The sequence below is a fragment of the Blautia sp. AM28-27 genome, assembly GCF_003480905.1.
Taxonomy (GTDB): Bacteria; Bacillota; Clostridia; order Lachnospirales; family Lachnospiraceae; genus Fusicatenibacter; species Fusicatenibacter saccharivorans.
This window is the reverse complement of record NZ_QUJK01000025.1, coordinates 1-14,624: the sequence shown is the minus strand read 5'-3', so window position 1 is coordinate 14,624 and position 14,624 is coordinate 1. Positions and strand designations below refer to the sequence as shown.

Genomic DNA, 14,624 nt, shown 5'->3' with positions numbered 1-14,624 from the left:
ATGGGAAAACATCCACGCCCCGTTCAGAACGCAAGCCACAGAGGAAGAAACAGAAGATATCCCACTGATTTTGATACAGTTTTCAGTCGGCTACCTCTCACGGTCTTTATGGTCATAGTGGAGGTCGCCGGAAAGCACCTTCGCATGGTTGCGGATTTTGATATGCCCCTTTTCCTGATTTTCCAAAGCCTTGCTGTATCCGGCGTCGGTCAGGAACAGGCGCATTTTCTCACCCTTCCAGCCAACAGGCGAGTCATGGGTAAGAACATCAAAGACAATCATGTGTCTGGTCGCCGGGTCGAAACGCTCCAAAGCCATAATGTCATGGCCGGATAACTTCTGCGCCCCGGATTTCTGTCTGGCCTCTGCCAGCATTTCCCCGATGGTGCGGGCTTTCTCCGGCAGACGGTATTCGGCCTGCACCTTGCGGATCAAATCCATGCACTCCTGATCCGACAGTGGGCGGAGCTTGTCCAGAAGACCTTCCGCCGTTTCTTTCGTTGCCGGGTTCGGTGCATAGCGCCATGTCATGTAAATCTCATTCAGGGCAGCGTTCTGATTGGTACTTTCAATCTGAAACACCATCCTCATTTCTGCTTCCGTCAGTTTCATTGCCAGCCTCCTTCAAAAATGGGTATAAAAAACGCCATAGGTTTTTTGAGCCTACGGCGTTTCTTGCGATATTCACAATTCCAAACTTTCCAGCCACTCGTCAAAAGATTTCTTGGAAACGCGGATTGCATTTCCTATGCGGACGATCCTGAACTCCTCCTGCTTGACGAGCTGATATGCGGTTGTGCGGCCAATGTTGAGCATGGCCGCGATCTGTTCCACGGTATATGTGCGCGGTTCCGGCAGTGACTTTTTCTCTTTCTTGTCCATAGTAACCTCCATGTATTTGCCTTGTCATTTTGACTAAGGGAGTGAAGAATGGCAGTAGCAATCGGCTTTGGCTGGGTGTCCTCTTGCTAAGAATTTGCTAATAGGACCACCCAACGGACACATAAAACTGCGTCAGAATAGGTGTTTTGCACCATAAAGTTCGTTTACTACAAGTCATTCTGCGTAAGGGATGATATTGGAAGTTACATCCGAACCGTGTATCACATGGTAAGCCGTACTCCTAAGCGAGGGGTCGGAGGTTCAAATCCTCTTGGCGACGGGCTTCAAAGCGTTCGAAAATGTTAGCTGGATTAGCTGACAACGAACGCTTTTGTTATTTTCAAATCACGTTCGTGACACAAAATTCCATTCAAAATGATCAATTTCCAGCTAACGCAATCCGATTTTTGTTAGCTGACAGCTAATCAAAATTACCGGTTTGCAAACATGGGTTTTAAGAAGTCCAGCTAACATTTGGGTTCCGCTCCGTTGTCACCCCTTATTCGGGGATGTAAATCAGAGAAAAGGCGGGAAAAGAAACAATCTCTCCCAAACCTGCAAACATGAATTAGCTGAAACAGTATTTAATTCTATTAGCTACAGCTAATGGTCAAACAGCAATGTCTGTTTGGAACTTTACTATCTATAAAAGTTCCAGGCAGGCATTTTTTATTTTCTGAATCCTGGAGGAAAGGAGTCAAGATGACTGAGCCAAACAGACAATCAGGAGAAAACGAAGAAAGAATCATAGAAATTGAGATTGAGCGTCTTCGTCCGTTCAAAGAGCACCCGTTTCAAGTAAAAGATGATAAGGAAATGTTTCTTCTGCAGGAAAGCATTGAGAAGTATGGAATTTTAAATCCGCTAATCGTCAGACCAGTACCGGATGGATACTATGAGATCATATCCGGTCACAGAAGAAAACATGCTGCGGAGAAACTGGGATACCGTAAAGTACCAGTAATCATCCGGGTATTAAGTGAAGATGATTCCATTTTAAGCATGGTAGATTCTAATCTTCACAGAGAACGGATCAGCTACAGTGAAAAAGCTTTTGCTTACAAACTGAAGAATGACGTATTAAAAAGAAAAAGTGGTCGAAAAAAGAGCCAAGTTGACCACAAAACACCAAGAAAGCGGGCAATAGAAATCATCAGTGAAGATTGTGGTGATAGCCCAAAACAAGTGCAGCGTTATATCTCACTGACAAAACTGATACCGGAAATGCTGCAGAAACTGGATGATGAGATCATTTCTTTTTGTCCGGCTGTAGAGATAGCTGCATTAAGTGAAAAAGAGCAAAAGGAACTGCTTGTAGCAATGGAGTATGCACAGGCAATCCCATCACTCTCACAGGCCCAGAGGATCCGGCAAATGAGTAAAGAAAAGCAGTTGTCACTGGAAAAGATGGAAGAAATCATGTGTGAGGTTAAAAAGGGTGAAATCACAAGAGTGGCTTTCACAAACGAACAGCTACATAAGTATTTTCCGAATTCCTATACACCGGCAATGATGAAGCGGGAAATACTGGCACTGTTGAAATTATGGAAAAAAGAATCATGGGAAAGTTAAAGGAGGAAGAAATCATGTGTAAAGTTATATCCGTAGTAAACCAGAAAGGCGGCGTTGGAAAGACCACCACAACCGTAAATGTAGGCATTGGACTGGCAAGAGAAGGTAAGAAAGTGTTGCTGATTGACGCGGATCCACAGGGAAGTTTAACAGCAAGTCTTGGATATGAGGAACCGGATGATCTTCGCATCACACTGGCAACGATCATGATGGATGTCATCAACGAAGAAGAAATCTCTCTGGAAGATGGTATCTTACATCACCAGGAAAATGTAGATCTACTTCCGGCAAATATTGAGCTTTCTGCCCTGGAAGTAACGATGGGAAATGTTATGAGCAGAGAAATGATCATGAAGGAATATATCGATGCGATAAGATGCCGATACGATTATATCCTGATCGACTGTATGCCAAGCCTTGGTATGATGACAATCAATGCACTGGTCTCCTCTGATTCTGTGCTGATACCTGTACAGGCCGCATATCTGCCTGTTAAAGGACTTCAGCAGCTGATCAAGACCATTCTTACAGTAAAGAAAAGACTGAACCGGAAACTGGCGATTGAGGGCATTCTCCTGACTATGGTAGATTTCAGAACCAATTACGCAAGAGACATTGCATCGAGAGTACATACAACCTACGGAAGCCAGATTGAAGTATTTGAAAATGTGATCCCGATGTCTGTAAAAGCAGCTGAGACCAGTGCAGAGGGAAAAAGTATTTACATGCACTGTCCGAAAGGAAAAGTTGCCGAGGCATATATGAAATTGACACAGGAGGTTTTGAGTAATGAAAAATAGAAGTGGCGAAAAGATTAAACTGGCAAGTATTGATGAACTGCTTGGTGTGGTAAATGAAGAGTCAGCAATGGAGATAGAAATTAGTAAGATCCATCCGTTTAAGAATCATCCGTTCAAGGTGCTGGATGATGAAAAGATGCAGGATCTGGTTGAAAGTGTAAAGATCAATGGAGTACTGACTCCGGTACTGCTTCGCATGGATGAAAATGAAGAATATGAAATGGTATCCGGTCACAGAAGAATGCATGCAGCACAGCTTGCAGGACTTACGACTATTCCGGCAATCGTAAGAGAATTATCGGATGATGATGCCATTGTGGCGATGGTGGACGCTAACATTCAGCGAGAGGAACTGTTGCCGAGTGAGAAAGCTTTTGCTTATAAGATGAAATTAGCAGCTATGAAAAGACAAGCAGGAAGACCAAAAAGTAATTCTGGCCAAAATGACCAGAATTTAATAGGAACTGTATCTAGGGATGTATTAGCAGAGCAAGTTGGAGAAAGTTCTAAACAGATTCAGCGTTACATTCGCCTGACAGAATTGATTCCTGAACTTCTTGATCTGGTAGATAACAAAAAGCTTCAATTCACGGTTGCTGTAGATATCTCTTACATCGATAAGGAAGTACAGGGATGGATTTACGAATATATCTGCGACACAGGATTTATCAAACCAAAACAGATTGCAGCACTCAGAAATCAGCTGAATGATGGACCAATCAATCAGATCCAGATGTTATCAATTTTCAATAACTGTGTGATGGCAAAGAAAGTATCCCGGTCTCTTACTTTCTCAGAAAAGAAACTGACAAAGTACTTTCCGGATGATTATACAGCCAAAGATATGGAGCAGGTGATTGAATCATTATTAGAAAAATGGATGCAGGAACAGTCCTGTTAAGGATAGAAAATGCTAAGAAAACAAAGTCAAAGAAGTTTAAAAAGAGGACTTCTTAGCAGAAAATGAAAGGAGGAAACTATGGAGAAAAAAATGACATTTAATTATTTTTACGGTACCGAAGCTGATCAGTTCAGCTTCTACCGCATACCAAAAGCATTATTTACAGACAGTTATTTTAAAGATTTATCGAGCGATGCTAAAATTTTATATGGACTGATGTTGGATCGAATGTCTCTTTCCATCAAGAATCAGTGGTTTGACGACAAAAACAGAGCATATATCTACTTTTCCATCGAAGATATCATGGAATTACTGAACTGTGGCAGAAATAAAGCCATCAAATCCATGAGAGAACTGGATGACGAAACAGGGATTGGTCTGATTGAGAAACGCAGACAGGGATTTGGAAAGGTGAACGTTATCTACGTGAAAACCTTTATGCCTGAGAAAACAGATGAGAAAAAATTTGGAGAGGAATTAAAGAAGTTTAAAAAACAAACTTCTGTGGAAAATGAGGAATCTACAGAAGTTTACAATTCAAACTTCATGAAGTCCCAAAATCAAACTTCTAGAAGTCCCGAAAACAAACTTCAAGAAGTTTACATTTCAAACCCTAATAATACTAATCTTAGTGATACTGAAATGAATGATAATAAATCTAATCATATCATATCTGTGGATGAGAAAAGATTTGATAGCGATAATCACTCTGAGGATTATCAGGCTTATGAAAACCTTGTCAAAGAGACCATTGATTATGAATCACTGGAAGTAACCCATCATGACGATATGCGACAGGTAGATGAAATCGTGAACCTGATCGTAGAGACTGTGATGTGTAAAAACGACAAGATATTGATTGCCAGCAACTGGTATCCGGCATCACTGGTGAAGAAAAAATTTCTGATGTTGACCTATTCACATATCGAGTATGTCTTACACTGTATGAGTGGTAACACCACAAAGGTGAAGAATATCAAGAAATATTTGTTAGCAGCCCTGTTTAATGCACCGTCAACGATGAACGGGTATTATCAGGCAGAGGTGAACCATGATATGCCAGGACTGGTAAGATAGGAGGTGCACATGTTTATTTTAAAATTTGCTGGGAAGATATTATTACTGCCAGTATGGCTGATCCTTTTTGTGATCGGCCTGGCAGTAAAGATGACAGTACAGACTTATGCGGTTGTCAGAGGGATCCTTGGGTTTATATTCACTTTGTTGATTATAGCAACTGCATACTGTTACCATGACTGGGTACAGGTTGCATTTCTGTTTTCGCTGAGTGTAATTCTGTATCTGATCCTGTTTGCAGGAGTGTTCGTAGATACTGTACTGGACATGACAAGAGAACGTATTATTGATTTTATTATATCGTGAGGAGGATATGAAAATGAGCGAAAACAATGATTATATTCAGTTACCACCACTTAAAAAAGACACACCGTCCGATGTGGTAGCATTTATGTGGGAGTACATGAAAGTACCGGAGGATTCAAGAGAAAAAGTTAAGAATCTGCTTAAAGATGCAAATGAAAATGGCGTAAAATTAAGTCATCAGGCACCAACACTGTATGATGTTGTCCCAAAAGAAGAAATTACTGAATTTGAAGAGCTTATACGCAAAACCATAGCTGACATTGTATCAGAAGCCAGTAGCATTGCCTGTTGGGTGTATGTGCAGAAATATGTGAAACAGAAAACTCTTGACGAAATGCTACAAGAATTGCCAGGAGCAGGCCAGTTTATCATTGTCATGGATACCTGGTTCGAAAGACTGATGGCGGAATAATGGATGCTATGATAGAATAAAGAAAACGATTTGAAGTGCAAATCGGAATTTGATGAAGAAGCAAAAATGTATGCATGGGCACCGTTGGGATGTGGTAATTATGCCCCTAACTTTTTTGGGACTTCTGTGCCGGAGGTGGTGGAAGTAAGAGAAAATCCAGATGGTACGGTTACATTAACGGTAAATGCAGTATGCGACATGGTTATCTGTGATGATGCTCTTATTACGCATGATTTAACAGTGAAATTCAAAGAAGATGGGAGTTTTCAATATTTAGGGAATGAAATCCGGAAAGAGGATAGAAACAATGTCCCGGAATATCAGTATCGTGTGAAGGGAGAAATCAAGAATGGTAGTTGAAGAATTTCATGATCAGAAAATTATATATCACTTAAATATAGACGAAGAAGTAAACAATATTTTAATGCATCTTAGTTCGTTAAAAACTATAAAGACTAATAGAGTAATCAAAGGTACAACTTTGGTGGGTGCTTTTTATATCTTTTCTTTAGCATTTTATTCATACTTGTTTCATATATTATTTGCATGGATATTTTTATTGTTAAGTATTGGATTTGCTGCAATAGGTTTAAGTGTAGAAAAATTACAAAAAGTATTTATGAGAGCAATCATAAATAAAGAAAAACAGAAAATGAATAATGAGCGAAAATATGTGTTTTCAAAAGAAGGTGTGGATATAGTCACACAGGCTGGAGCTACACATAATTATTGGAGTTCATTTGTTAATAAGGGAGAGATTGAAAATCATATTTATTTGGTTCGTAAAGACAATAAAGTTATATTGATCAATAAAAATGTTCTATCTGAAAATGAATTACTGTTGCTTAGAAGTTTTATTCAAGATATAGAAACAGAACAGTTAGAAACGGAAAATAAAATGTCTTTTAAAATGAAGGCATTGGTGGTTGTTACGATGATTACTATTATTGTTTCATTGATATATACTGGCATTAAAATCGGATATCCTTTATCAAATGGAGAGATTTTTCGTTTATGGTTTATAAGAACAGTTCCTATCATACAATTTTTAATTCTACAATGTTTGAATATTATATGGACGTGTGTTTTGTCTAGGACAATAAAGAAGAACAAAAAGAAATCTTTATTGAAAAGAATTTTTTTATGGGCAGTCGGAATAATTGTAGTGCTAACAATGGCATTGGGGATATTTGTGACCATGTTAAATGAAGATTCAGAACATTATAATAGTAATGGAACCGTGATAGTTAAAACTCCTGTGTGGTTAGATAAACCATCGTATAGACTGTATAAAGAAGAAAATATTCTGGTTCTTCGGTTCTTAAGAAATGCAGATGGAATAGATGATATAAATGCTTCAACTACACAGCAGGAATATATAGATAAATATATAGCTAAAAAGTATGGGTATTTAGAGAAAAAATCAGAACATCAAGATGACGATAAAAATGAATCACGTCAAAACGATATGACAATCGAAAGTCAACAAGATTCAAAAAAAATCAAGAAAATAGACGAAGGCTATCAAAAAATATATCAAACCTATATAAAGGAAACTGATGCAGAATATAGAAAAGACTATAATGCAAAGGGGTATAGCTATATTGTTACCTACGAAGATGAAACGCAGATTAGATATCTAATGTATGATCGTGATAATCAAGAAGGAACAAAGACTCAATATGTGTATTATAAAAATATAAAAAGTACAGATGGATCATGGAGTATGATGGATGCTGAAATTTTAGATATGTACCAGTATGATTACGAATCAAAAGAGGTAAAGGATTTACAAAAGACTTCCTGGTAAATTTAAAAAGAGATCCATTGAATATGAATAGTTACTACATCTCTGGAAAGCCTTGATAAGGTTTTTCAGAGATTTTTCTTTTTATTGGCTACATCTGCCAGTTGGCTACTATCTGGGACTGTTGTTCCGTTGATAAGATTTTCAAGTTGTTGTGCGACTTCGGCTTGTTTGTTTGGATACAGATGACTATAAGTATTTAAGGTTTGAAAGAATTGTAGAGCAGATGAAACAGGCACAGGGGATCACGGAACAGTTAAAGGCAGAAAATCAGATGGAATGGGTAGCGAGAATGAACAATATATAATCGTGTGCAAGGGAGATTGTGGATACAGAGATGGTTTATCAATAATGGAAATAAAATGAAGGAGAAAAGGCGGCAGTTTAGAAAGGCTGTTGCCTTTTAGGAATTGTTGTTTATTTGTTGTTTTTTATAAGCTATACTATAAGGAAAAGATAACATTAGAGCCAGAGGTGAAATTTATGAACTATAAAATTTTAATGGTTGATGATGATAGAGAATTGCTAAAAATGCTGAATCAATACTTTACATTGAAGAATTATACGGTAATGATTGCAGAAAATGGCATAGAAGCAATGGAAAAGATAAGTGCAAATCCCGATATTATTTTATTGGACGTAAATATGCCGGGAATGGACGGAATTGAAGTGTGCAGAAGAATCAGAGATATGGTTTCCTGTCCGATTATTTTTTTGACTGCAAAAGTAGAAGAACAGGATCGAGTAATGGGATTGTTGTCTGGTGGTGATGATTATGTTTTAAAACCATTTAGTTTGAAAGAATTAGATGCTAGAATTATTGCCCATTTGAAACGTGAAGAACGTTTACATAGGAAAAAAGAACAAAGGTTTTATGGAGAATTAGTGATTGACTATGCCAGTAAATGTGTACATATTAAAGGGAATGCTTTAGAGCTTACGAAATTAGAGTATGAGATCATAGAATTTTTGTCTATGAACCCTGAAATGGTATTTGATAAAGAACGAATCTATGAGAAGATTGGCGGATATGATGCAGAAGGGGACAGCCGGGTGGTTACGGAGTTGATTCGCAGAATCCGCAAGAAAATGAAAATGTATTCGGAACACGAATATATTGCAACGGTATGGGGGAGGGGATATAAATGGGCAAAATAAAAAATCTTTCGTTAAGGAAAACCATTGTTTTGTATATGATAATTAGTTTAATAATTAGTTTTTATCTTTCAGCACTAATTATGCGAATAGCAAGCACAGTACAAAACAACATTTGGTGGAATTATGTAGACCAAGAAGAATATTTTGAAATGGCTGAAGGGGATGGTAGAAGGTATTTGCCAGATGTTCCGAGACCACATTCTTATGAAATGAAAGAATTTGATTATCATGTATCGGAAATATGTGATTTTCTTCAGACATTTACAGTGCTTATCGTATCTGTTGCAGGGAGTATTATAGCGGTATTTCTTTTTTATAAGCATAAACTGAAATGCCCTATCGAAGAATTAGAACTGGCTTCCCGACAAGTTGGTCGAAATAATTTAGATTTCCATATCACTTATGAAAATGAAGATGAGATGGGCGGATTGTGCAAAGAGTTTGAACGAATGAGAGGACAGCTGGCAGAGAATAATCAACAGTTATGGAAAATGCTTGAGGAAGAAAAGGCTTTGCGGGCTGCCATTGCACATGATATACGTTCTCCGCTCTCTGTGCTGGAGGGGTATCAGGAAATGCTTTCAGAATATCTTCCGAAGAAAGAGATAAACATGGAGCAAGCCTTAGAAATGGTAAATGAAAGCAAAAAACAGATTGAACGTATGGATATCTTTGTGGAAACTATGCGAAAGATGAGCAGTTTAGATACAAGGGAGTTAGTAGCAGAAGAAATTACCAGTAAACAGGTAGAAATAGACGTACGGGCAGAGATGAACGTGTTTAGGAAAAAATTTGGAAAGCTATATGAATTAGAATGTTCGGAAACAGAAGAAAAATTTTCAGGAGATAAGGAAGTGATTTTAGAGGTTATAGAAAACCTTTTGTCAAATGCCTTTCGTTACGCCAAGACAAAAGTGGAAATGGAAGTGTTTCTTACCTGTTCTGAATTACAGATCAGAATAAAGGATGATGGAGTGGGATTTACAATAGATAAGCAAAAGGCAACAGAGCTTTTTTATCAGCAAAATGTGAAAGACAGTTTGAAACATTCAGGAATGGGCATGTATATCAGCAGATTGTATTGTGAAAAGCATGGTGGTCAGTTACTGATAGAAAATGAAAAACAGAGTGGAGCTGTAATAACAGCAGTATTTCATCGGATTGCATGAGCGGTCCGATTTTTTTATGCTGTTGTCTTTTTGTTGTGATTTATATTTTATGATGTCTATAACGAAGGAAAGGAGGAATACGTATGATTGCTATTTTTAAAAGAGAGATTATGAATTATCTAAAGCGACCGTTATTTTGGGTAGGTGTTCTGCTTGTGATTTATGGTGTGTTTAATGCGACAAGTCCATATTTAACCACACATTATCTTACAACGGGGGAGAAAATCATCAATGATCAGTCCAACACTTCGGTTGAAGGAGAAGTGTATGAGGGCTATATTCCAGCCACGCCTGAAAAGCACAGAGAGGTATGGCATGAAAAGGTAAAAATAAAATTAACGGATGTGTTTGGATTGACGGATTCAGAAGCACAGAATGTCATTGAAAAGCTGGAAAGCATGAATTTAAAAGAGGCCTATGCGTATTTGGAGCAGGAATATGACTGGTACGGGGCAAGGTATTTATACGAGGACAGTACGTATTATAAGGGAACGGCAGAAGAAATCAACGCATATCTAGATAAAAAATTGGAAGATAAGACATTTTCTTTTTATTACGCAAGAAAATTTGCTGATTTTGCGGGTCTGTATATGGTGTTTTTTGCAATTATTATGTTGGCGGTTTTATTTTTACAAGATACAAAAAAGCATACTTATGAATTGTTGCATACAAAGCCTGTGACTGCCGGGAAGTATGTAATGGGAAAAGTGAGTGCAGGATTTACAATTTGTTTGCTTGTGCTAACTATTTTGAATATACTGTTTTGGGTATTGTGCCGCATCTATACAAAGGATAGTGGATTTGAAGTGCGACTATGGGATTTTGTGGCTTCTACGGTACTTTATATATTGCCTAATATGCTGATGATTGTGAGTATATATACATTGATTTCACTCATATTTAAAAATCCACTTCCGGGTGTACCACTTTTGATTCTTTATATGGTGTATTCCAATTTGGGCGGAACTAATGCAGAGGGAGTTTACGGATATTGGGGCAAACCTTTGGCAATCATGGTACGATTTCCGGGGCAGCTTTTTGATACGACACCGCCCCCGATGGCGCTCTTAAATCAAAGTTTTCTTATTATTGTATCGGTAGTAATTATACTGATTTCGATACAGATTTGGAAGCGGAGGCGAATATAAATGAAGAAGGAAATGAAGATTGTTCTGCCATTTTATAAAATTGCTTATGCAGTATCCTTTGTTGTAATTTTAAGTGTGATTCGTGCAGTTGTTTTCACGTATGAAATAGGACTATCCATAGAGCCGCCTTTTGCGATATTGACTGCTGTTTTTTGTGCAGATACTTATGTGCAGGAAATTACAAGCAACCGTTCCGAAGTTCAGAGACTGTATCAGATAAAAAAGAGAATCTATTCTATTATACAGAGACTGATGATACAGGGAACTTTTTTGCTGCTGCTCGCTGTTCTTGGATATGGATTGTTTTTTGCGTTTCAGAAACCAATTACACATCCAGTAACAGAAAGTGAAATACTTCAGTTTATTACCTGTTTTGGGGCGATTGTAGTAACTATTTTCTTTTGGGGAATATTGGCTAATACATTGTCTATGCTTTTTCGCAATATGTGGATGGGAATTGGAAGCAGTCTTTTGATATGGGTAGCAACAAATTCCACAGGTGGAGATAAACTTTTTGGAGCATGGAATCTGTTTTCTTATTCTTTTAGAGATATAGAAAATACTGCCGATATTACATGGCTGTATGGGAAAGGCTTGTGTATTTGTATCGGACTGATTTTGTTACTGGCATTGCCGAAGATCGTAAGAAAGAGAGGGTAAATTTATGAGTATTCATATTGAGGATTTAACGGTAAGATTTAAGAATAGTGTCACAGCAATCGACCATGCAGATTTAGATATACCGAATGGGATATTTGGACTATTGGGAGAAAATGGAGCGGGAAAGACAACTTTGATGAGAGTTTTGACCACTGTGCTTAAACCTACAAACGGAATGGTTACATTAGACGGAATTTTGTATAGCGAAGGAAACTATGAAAAAATCCAAAGAAAGATAGGGTATTTACCACAGGAAATTGAACTGTATCCTAATTTGACGGTTCAGGAGTGTTTGGAGTATATGGGAGATCTGGCAGGTGTTCCGAAAGCAGAATGTAGAAAGCGGATAGATTATTATTTGAAAAAGACCAGTCTTATAGAACATCGTAAGAAGAAAATGAAGCAGTTATCAGGCGGTATGAAGCGACGGGTAGGATTGGTGCAGGCGCTTTTAAATGAACCGGAATTTTTAATTGTGGATGAGCCAACTACCGGTTTAGATCCGGAGGAACGTATTCGCATCCGCAATTTGTTAGTAGATTTTTCTGAAAACAGAACGGTTTTGTTTTCAACTCATGTGGTAGAAGACTTAGCTGCCACCTGCAATCAGCTTGCAATTATGCATAAAGGTCGATTTCTGTATGCGGGTTCTATGAAGAATTTGACAGAAGAAGCACAGGGGAAAATCTGGATTTGCAAAGTACCTGATGAGAGAAAAGCAAGAGAAGTGGAACAGAAGTATCGTATTACATCTAAACAGTATGTTGAGGGGGGATTGCAGTTAAGAGTGATTTCTGAAATACAGCCAGAATTGGAGTGTATGTCAATTCCTGCAACGTTGGAAGATGCTTATATTTATGTGACGAATCAATACGAGTAGATAAAGCACCATCTGATGCTTTACTACCAGTTGCACGTTGTTCGCTTTGAATATTTGTGGAGAAAAAGTATGTATTATTTTGGCTTTCTATAAAACCTATAAACCAGCCATTTATATCCTGCCCGTTCACTCGTCCGGTTCCGGTTTTTCCATAAATTCTCCATTTTCAGAGGCGGTAAGATGGATGGAATTTTTGACGGCATGAATATTAGCAGGAGTAAAGTTGAAGTTGTTTCGATATAAATTTTTCAAAAGTTCAACTTGTTCTACTGGTGAAATCTTTAAGGATGACTGCATCCAGTAGGAAGAGAAATCTCCGGATATATTTTTATTGCCATATCCTATTTGCTGAAGGTATGAATTTATAGTGGAAGATCCGAGCTGCTTGTCGATTGATTCAAAATACCAGTTTGTATATATCTTTTAAAAGGTATATGATTAAGAAAAACGGCAGGAGGTATCTGAATGAAATCACATAAATATTGGTCTATCGGTGCACTGATTACAATGCTTGGAACTTTTTATACAGGTTATAAGGGATCAAAAGAAGGCCATAAGTACTTTGCAGCAAGTTCTTTGCTTTGCATGATTATGGCTATTTATACAGGACACAAGATGATTTCTGGTAAAAGTAGGAAGAAAAAAGAAGTTTCAGTAGAGAGTGTTGAAGATTAAAAAACAAAATATTTTAATAAATAACGCCGGTGCGGGATTTGATATCCAGTACTGGCGTTATTTATTCTACAGGGGCTTGGGGGTGTAGCCACCAAATATACTATTCGTTTTCTGCTTCGGCAAGTTTGACAACGAACGCTTTTGTTATTTTCTAATCACGTTCGTGACACAAAATTCCATTCAAAATGATTAATTTCCAGCTAACACAATCCGATTTTTGTTAGCTGACAGCTAATCAAAATTACCGGTTTGCAAACATGGGTTTTAGAAAGTCCAGCTAACATTTGGGTTCCACTCTGTTGTCATCCCTTATTTGGGGATGTAAATCAGAGAAAAGACGGAAAAAGAAACAATCTCTCCCAAACCTGCAAACATAAATTAGCTGAAACAGTAGTGAACCTCACATGACTAAAGCCACGTGCTTCCGGCCGCTTTAGGCGGCAGACCAAATATCGGCGGATACGCCTGTTACTTAGATTTTGCACAGATATGTGCTTCTTCCATGCCGGATACGGCAGGTTTCCACATAACAGGTAATCCACTGCATATCTGCCTGTGTTTATGCTGCTTTACGCAGTTCCATTTCTGAAATCAGTTCTCTCAGATCTGCATAAACACATGAGGTTCTACGCTTTACTGCAGGAACTTTTGCCTCCAGCAAAGACCTTTCCGTTTCCGGCAAGGGTTTTAAAATTTCACGGATAAAATATCTTGCTCCGATATTATACGATGCTGACAAATCACAGTTGTATCTTTTTCCAGTCTGAAACGTACACAGACGATGATCCCGTGTATCACGGGCAATCTCTCCTGATCCATCAAAGGCAAGCCTGCTCGTGTTCCAGGCACAAATCCGGGAAATTCGGATTCCCTTTCTGTGTGCCTGCTGTCCGCACCGTTTCTGGATATCACGTTTTCTCCACATCTGCAGTTTCTGCTTTTTCTTCCCGGAAAGTTTTCCTTTCATTTCCAGATATTCGAAAACAATCACATCTGCCTTCTTTTCTGACGCATACAGAACGATTTCCCTTGCAATTTTTCTGCCAAGCTCTGTATTCAGACGTTTTGCATATGCCCATTTTCCCTGCACCTGACGCGATCCATGTTCCCGCTGAAATCTTCGAATCCGTCCCAGCACACGGTACATCCGGTCTTTGTCACTGGGAAAGTTAATAAA

Annotated in this window: 18 protein-coding genes and 2 pseudogenes; 15 read left to right on the top strand and 5 right to left on the bottom strand. The window is 38.3% G+C overall.

What is annotated here, in order from left to right; genetic code table 11:
- Positions 1-90: 90 nt before the first annotated feature.
- Together DW743_RS18985 and DW743_RS17000 are read right to left on the bottom strand one after the other, a co-directional pair.
- A complete protein-coding gene (locus DW743_RS18985) occupies positions 91-612 on the bottom strand; it encodes a DUF5720 family protein (RefSeq protein WP_117762202.1) in 522 nt (173 codons plus the stop codon).
- A 72-nt stretch (positions 613-684) separates the two neighbouring features.
- Positions 685-882: a helix-turn-helix domain-containing protein gene (locus tag DW743_RS17000; RefSeq protein ID WP_114000934.1), complete on the bottom strand. Its 198-nt coding sequence runs from the start codon at positions 880-882 to the stop codon at positions 685-687.
- Between the two features lie 606 nt (positions 883-1,488).
- Here DW743_RS17000 and DW743_RS16990 point away from each other — a divergent pair.
- The 14 genes and pseudogenes from DW743_RS16990 to DW743_RS16925 all read left to right on the top strand — a co-directional run bounded on the left by DW743_RS16990 (position 1,489) and on the right by DW743_RS16925 (position 12,772).
- Positions 1,489-2,454: a ParB/RepB/Spo0J family partition protein gene (locus DW743_RS16990; RefSeq protein ID WP_117762203.1), complete on the top strand. Its 966-nt coding sequence runs from the start codon at positions 1,489-1,491 to the stop codon at positions 2,452-2,454.
- A gap of 14 nt (positions 2,455-2,468) precedes the next feature.
- Positions 2,469-3,254: a ParA family protein gene (locus tag DW743_RS16985; RefSeq protein ID WP_055160152.1), complete on the top strand. Its 786-nt coding sequence runs from the start codon at positions 2,469-2,471 to the stop codon at positions 3,252-3,254.
- A complete protein-coding gene (locus DW743_RS16980; protein ID WP_015514764.1) occupies positions 3,244-4,155 on the top strand; it encodes a ParB/RepB/Spo0J family partition protein in 912 nt (303 codons plus the stop codon). The genes DW743_RS16985 and DW743_RS16980 overlap by 11 nt, the downstream gene beginning before the upstream one ends.
- A gap of 78 nt (positions 4,156-4,233) precedes the next feature.
- The gene (locus tag DW743_RS16975; protein ID WP_117762204.1) at positions 4,234-5,232 is read left to right on the top strand and encodes a DUF6017 domain-containing protein; all 999 of its coding nucleotides are present in this window, start codon (positions 4,234-4,236) and stop codon (positions 5,230-5,232) included.
- A 9-nt stretch (positions 5,233-5,241) separates the two neighbouring features.
- On the top strand, positions 5,242-5,538 hold the full coding sequence (locus DW743_RS16970) for a hypothetical protein (RefSeq protein ID WP_008708038.1): 297 nt from the start codon (positions 5,242-5,244) through the stop codon (positions 5,536-5,538).
- A 7-nt stretch (positions 5,539-5,545) separates the two neighbouring features.
- Positions 5,546-5,950 (top strand): hypothetical protein, encoded by a 405-nt coding sequence (locus DW743_RS16965; protein WP_117762205.1) that lies wholly within the window; start codon positions 5,546-5,548, stop codon positions 5,948-5,950.
- A gap of 30 nt (positions 5,951-5,980) precedes the next feature.
- A complete protein-coding gene (locus DW743_RS16960; RefSeq protein ID WP_106492073.1) occupies positions 5,981-6,310 on the top strand; it encodes a DUF6070 family protein in 330 nt (109 codons plus the stop codon).
- Positions 6,300-7,760: a YcxB family protein gene (locus DW743_RS16955; protein WP_055182928.1), complete on the top strand. Its 1,461-nt coding sequence runs from the start codon at positions 6,300-6,302 to the stop codon at positions 7,758-7,760. Before DW743_RS16960 ends, DW743_RS16955 begins: the two co-directional genes overlap by 11 nt.
- 196 nt (positions 7,761-7,956) lie before the next feature.
- Positions 7,957-8,064 (top strand): annotated as a pseudogene (locus DW743_RS16950) (TnpV protein); the annotation flags it as partial.
- A gap of 176 nt (positions 8,065-8,240) precedes the next feature.
- Complete coding sequence (locus DW743_RS16945) at positions 8,241-8,915, top strand: response regulator transcription factor (protein ID WP_025580965.1); 675 nt, start codon at positions 8,241-8,243, stop codon at positions 8,913-8,915.
- On the top strand, positions 8,903-10,084 hold the full coding sequence (locus DW743_RS16940; protein ID WP_025580964.1) for a HAMP domain-containing sensor histidine kinase: 1,182 nt from the start codon (positions 8,903-8,905) through the stop codon (positions 10,082-10,084). Before DW743_RS16945 ends, DW743_RS16940 begins: the two co-directional genes overlap by 13 nt.
- An 83-nt stretch (positions 10,085-10,167) precedes the next feature.
- Entirely contained in the window at positions 10,168-11,232 is a 1,065-nt protein-coding gene (locus DW743_RS16935) for an ABC transporter permease (protein ID WP_015521695.1), read from the top strand.
- Complete coding sequence (locus DW743_RS16930) at positions 11,233-11,892, top strand: hypothetical protein (protein WP_015521696.1); 660 nt, start codon at positions 11,233-11,235, stop codon at positions 11,890-11,892.
- Positions 11,893-11,896: 4 nt separating this feature from the next.
- Positions 11,897-12,772, top strand: coding sequence for an ABC transporter ATP-binding protein (locus DW743_RS16925; RefSeq protein ID WP_015521697.1), 876 nt, complete (start codon positions 11,897-11,899; stop codon positions 12,770-12,772).
- Between the two features lie 73 nt (positions 12,773-12,845).
- Here DW743_RS16925 and DW743_RS19120 read toward each other — a convergent pair.
- Both DW743_RS19120 and DW743_RS19115 read right to left on the bottom strand, forming a co-directional pair.
- Positions 12,846-12,902: pseudogene (locus DW743_RS19120) on the bottom strand (hypothetical protein); the annotation flags it as partial.
- Entirely contained in the window at positions 12,899-13,138 is a 240-nt protein-coding gene (locus DW743_RS19115; protein WP_333491578.1) for a penicillin-binding transpeptidase domain-containing protein, read from the bottom strand. The pseudogene DW743_RS19120 and the gene DW743_RS19115, both read right to left, overlap by 4 nt.
- Positions 13,139-13,237: 99 nt before the next feature.
- On the opposite strand from DW743_RS19115, the gene DW743_RS16915 reads away from it, so the two are divergent.
- A complete protein-coding gene (locus DW743_RS16915) occupies positions 13,238-13,447 on the top strand; it encodes a DUF6219 family protein (RefSeq protein WP_008392833.1) in 210 nt (69 codons plus the stop codon).
- Positions 13,448-14,006: 559 nt separating this feature from the next.
- On the opposite strand, the gene DW743_RS16905 is transcribed toward DW743_RS16915, so the two are convergent.
- A partial coding sequence (locus tag DW743_RS16905; protein ID WP_243106636.1) for an IS200/IS605 family accessory protein TnpB-related protein occupies positions 14,007-14,624 on the bottom strand: 618 nt, incomplete at its 5' end.

Excerpts from the sequence above, each read along its gene's own strand:
- DW743_RS18985 (WP_117762202.1), bottom strand. The coding sequence starts at position 612 with ATGAAACTGACGGAAGCAGAAATGAGGATGGTGTTTCAGATTGAAAGT.
- DW743_RS17000 (WP_114000934.1), bottom strand. The coding sequence starts at position 882 with ATGGACAAGAAAGAGAAAAAGTCACTGCCGGAACCGCGCACATATACC.
- DW743_RS16990 (WP_117762203.1), top strand. The coding sequence starts at position 1,489 with ATGGTCAAACAGCAATGTCTGTTTGGAACTTTACTATCTATAAAAGTT.
- DW743_RS16985 (WP_055160152.1), top strand. The coding sequence starts at position 2,469 with ATGTGTAAAGTTATATCCGTAGTAAACCAGAAAGGCGGCGTTGGAAAG.
- DW743_RS16980 (WP_015514764.1), top strand. The coding sequence starts at position 3,244 with ATGAAAAATAGAAGTGGCGAAAAGATTAAACTGGCAAGTATTGATGAA.
- DW743_RS16975 (WP_117762204.1), top strand. The coding sequence starts at position 4,234 with ATGGAGAAAAAAATGACATTTAATTATTTTTACGGTACCGAAGCTGAT.
- DW743_RS16970 (WP_008708038.1), top strand. The coding sequence starts at position 5,242 with ATGTTTATTTTAAAATTTGCTGGGAAGATATTATTACTGCCAGTATGG.
- DW743_RS16965 (WP_117762205.1), top strand. The coding sequence starts at position 5,546 with ATGAAAATGAGCGAAAACAATGATTATATTCAGTTACCACCACTTAAA.
- DW743_RS16955 (WP_055182928.1), top strand. The coding sequence starts at position 6,300 with ATGGTAGTTGAAGAATTTCATGATCAGAAAATTATATATCACTTAAAT.
- DW743_RS16945 (WP_025580965.1), top strand. The coding sequence starts at position 8,241 with ATGAACTATAAAATTTTAATGGTTGATGATGATAGAGAATTGCTAAAA.
- DW743_RS16940 (WP_025580964.1), top strand. The coding sequence starts at position 8,903 with ATGGGCAAAATAAAAAATCTTTCGTTAAGGAAAACCATTGTTTTGTAT.
- DW743_RS16935 (WP_015521695.1), top strand. The coding sequence starts at position 10,168 with ATGATTGCTATTTTTAAAAGAGAGATTATGAATTATCTAAAGCGACCG.
- DW743_RS16930 (WP_015521696.1), top strand. The coding sequence starts at position 11,233 with ATGAAGAAGGAAATGAAGATTGTTCTGCCATTTTATAAAATTGCTTAT.
- DW743_RS16925 (WP_015521697.1), top strand. The coding sequence starts at position 11,897 with ATGAGTATTCATATTGAGGATTTAACGGTAAGATTTAAGAATAGTGTC.
- DW743_RS16915 (WP_008392833.1), top strand. The coding sequence starts at position 13,238 with ATGAAATCACATAAATATTGGTCTATCGGTGCACTGATTACAATGCTT.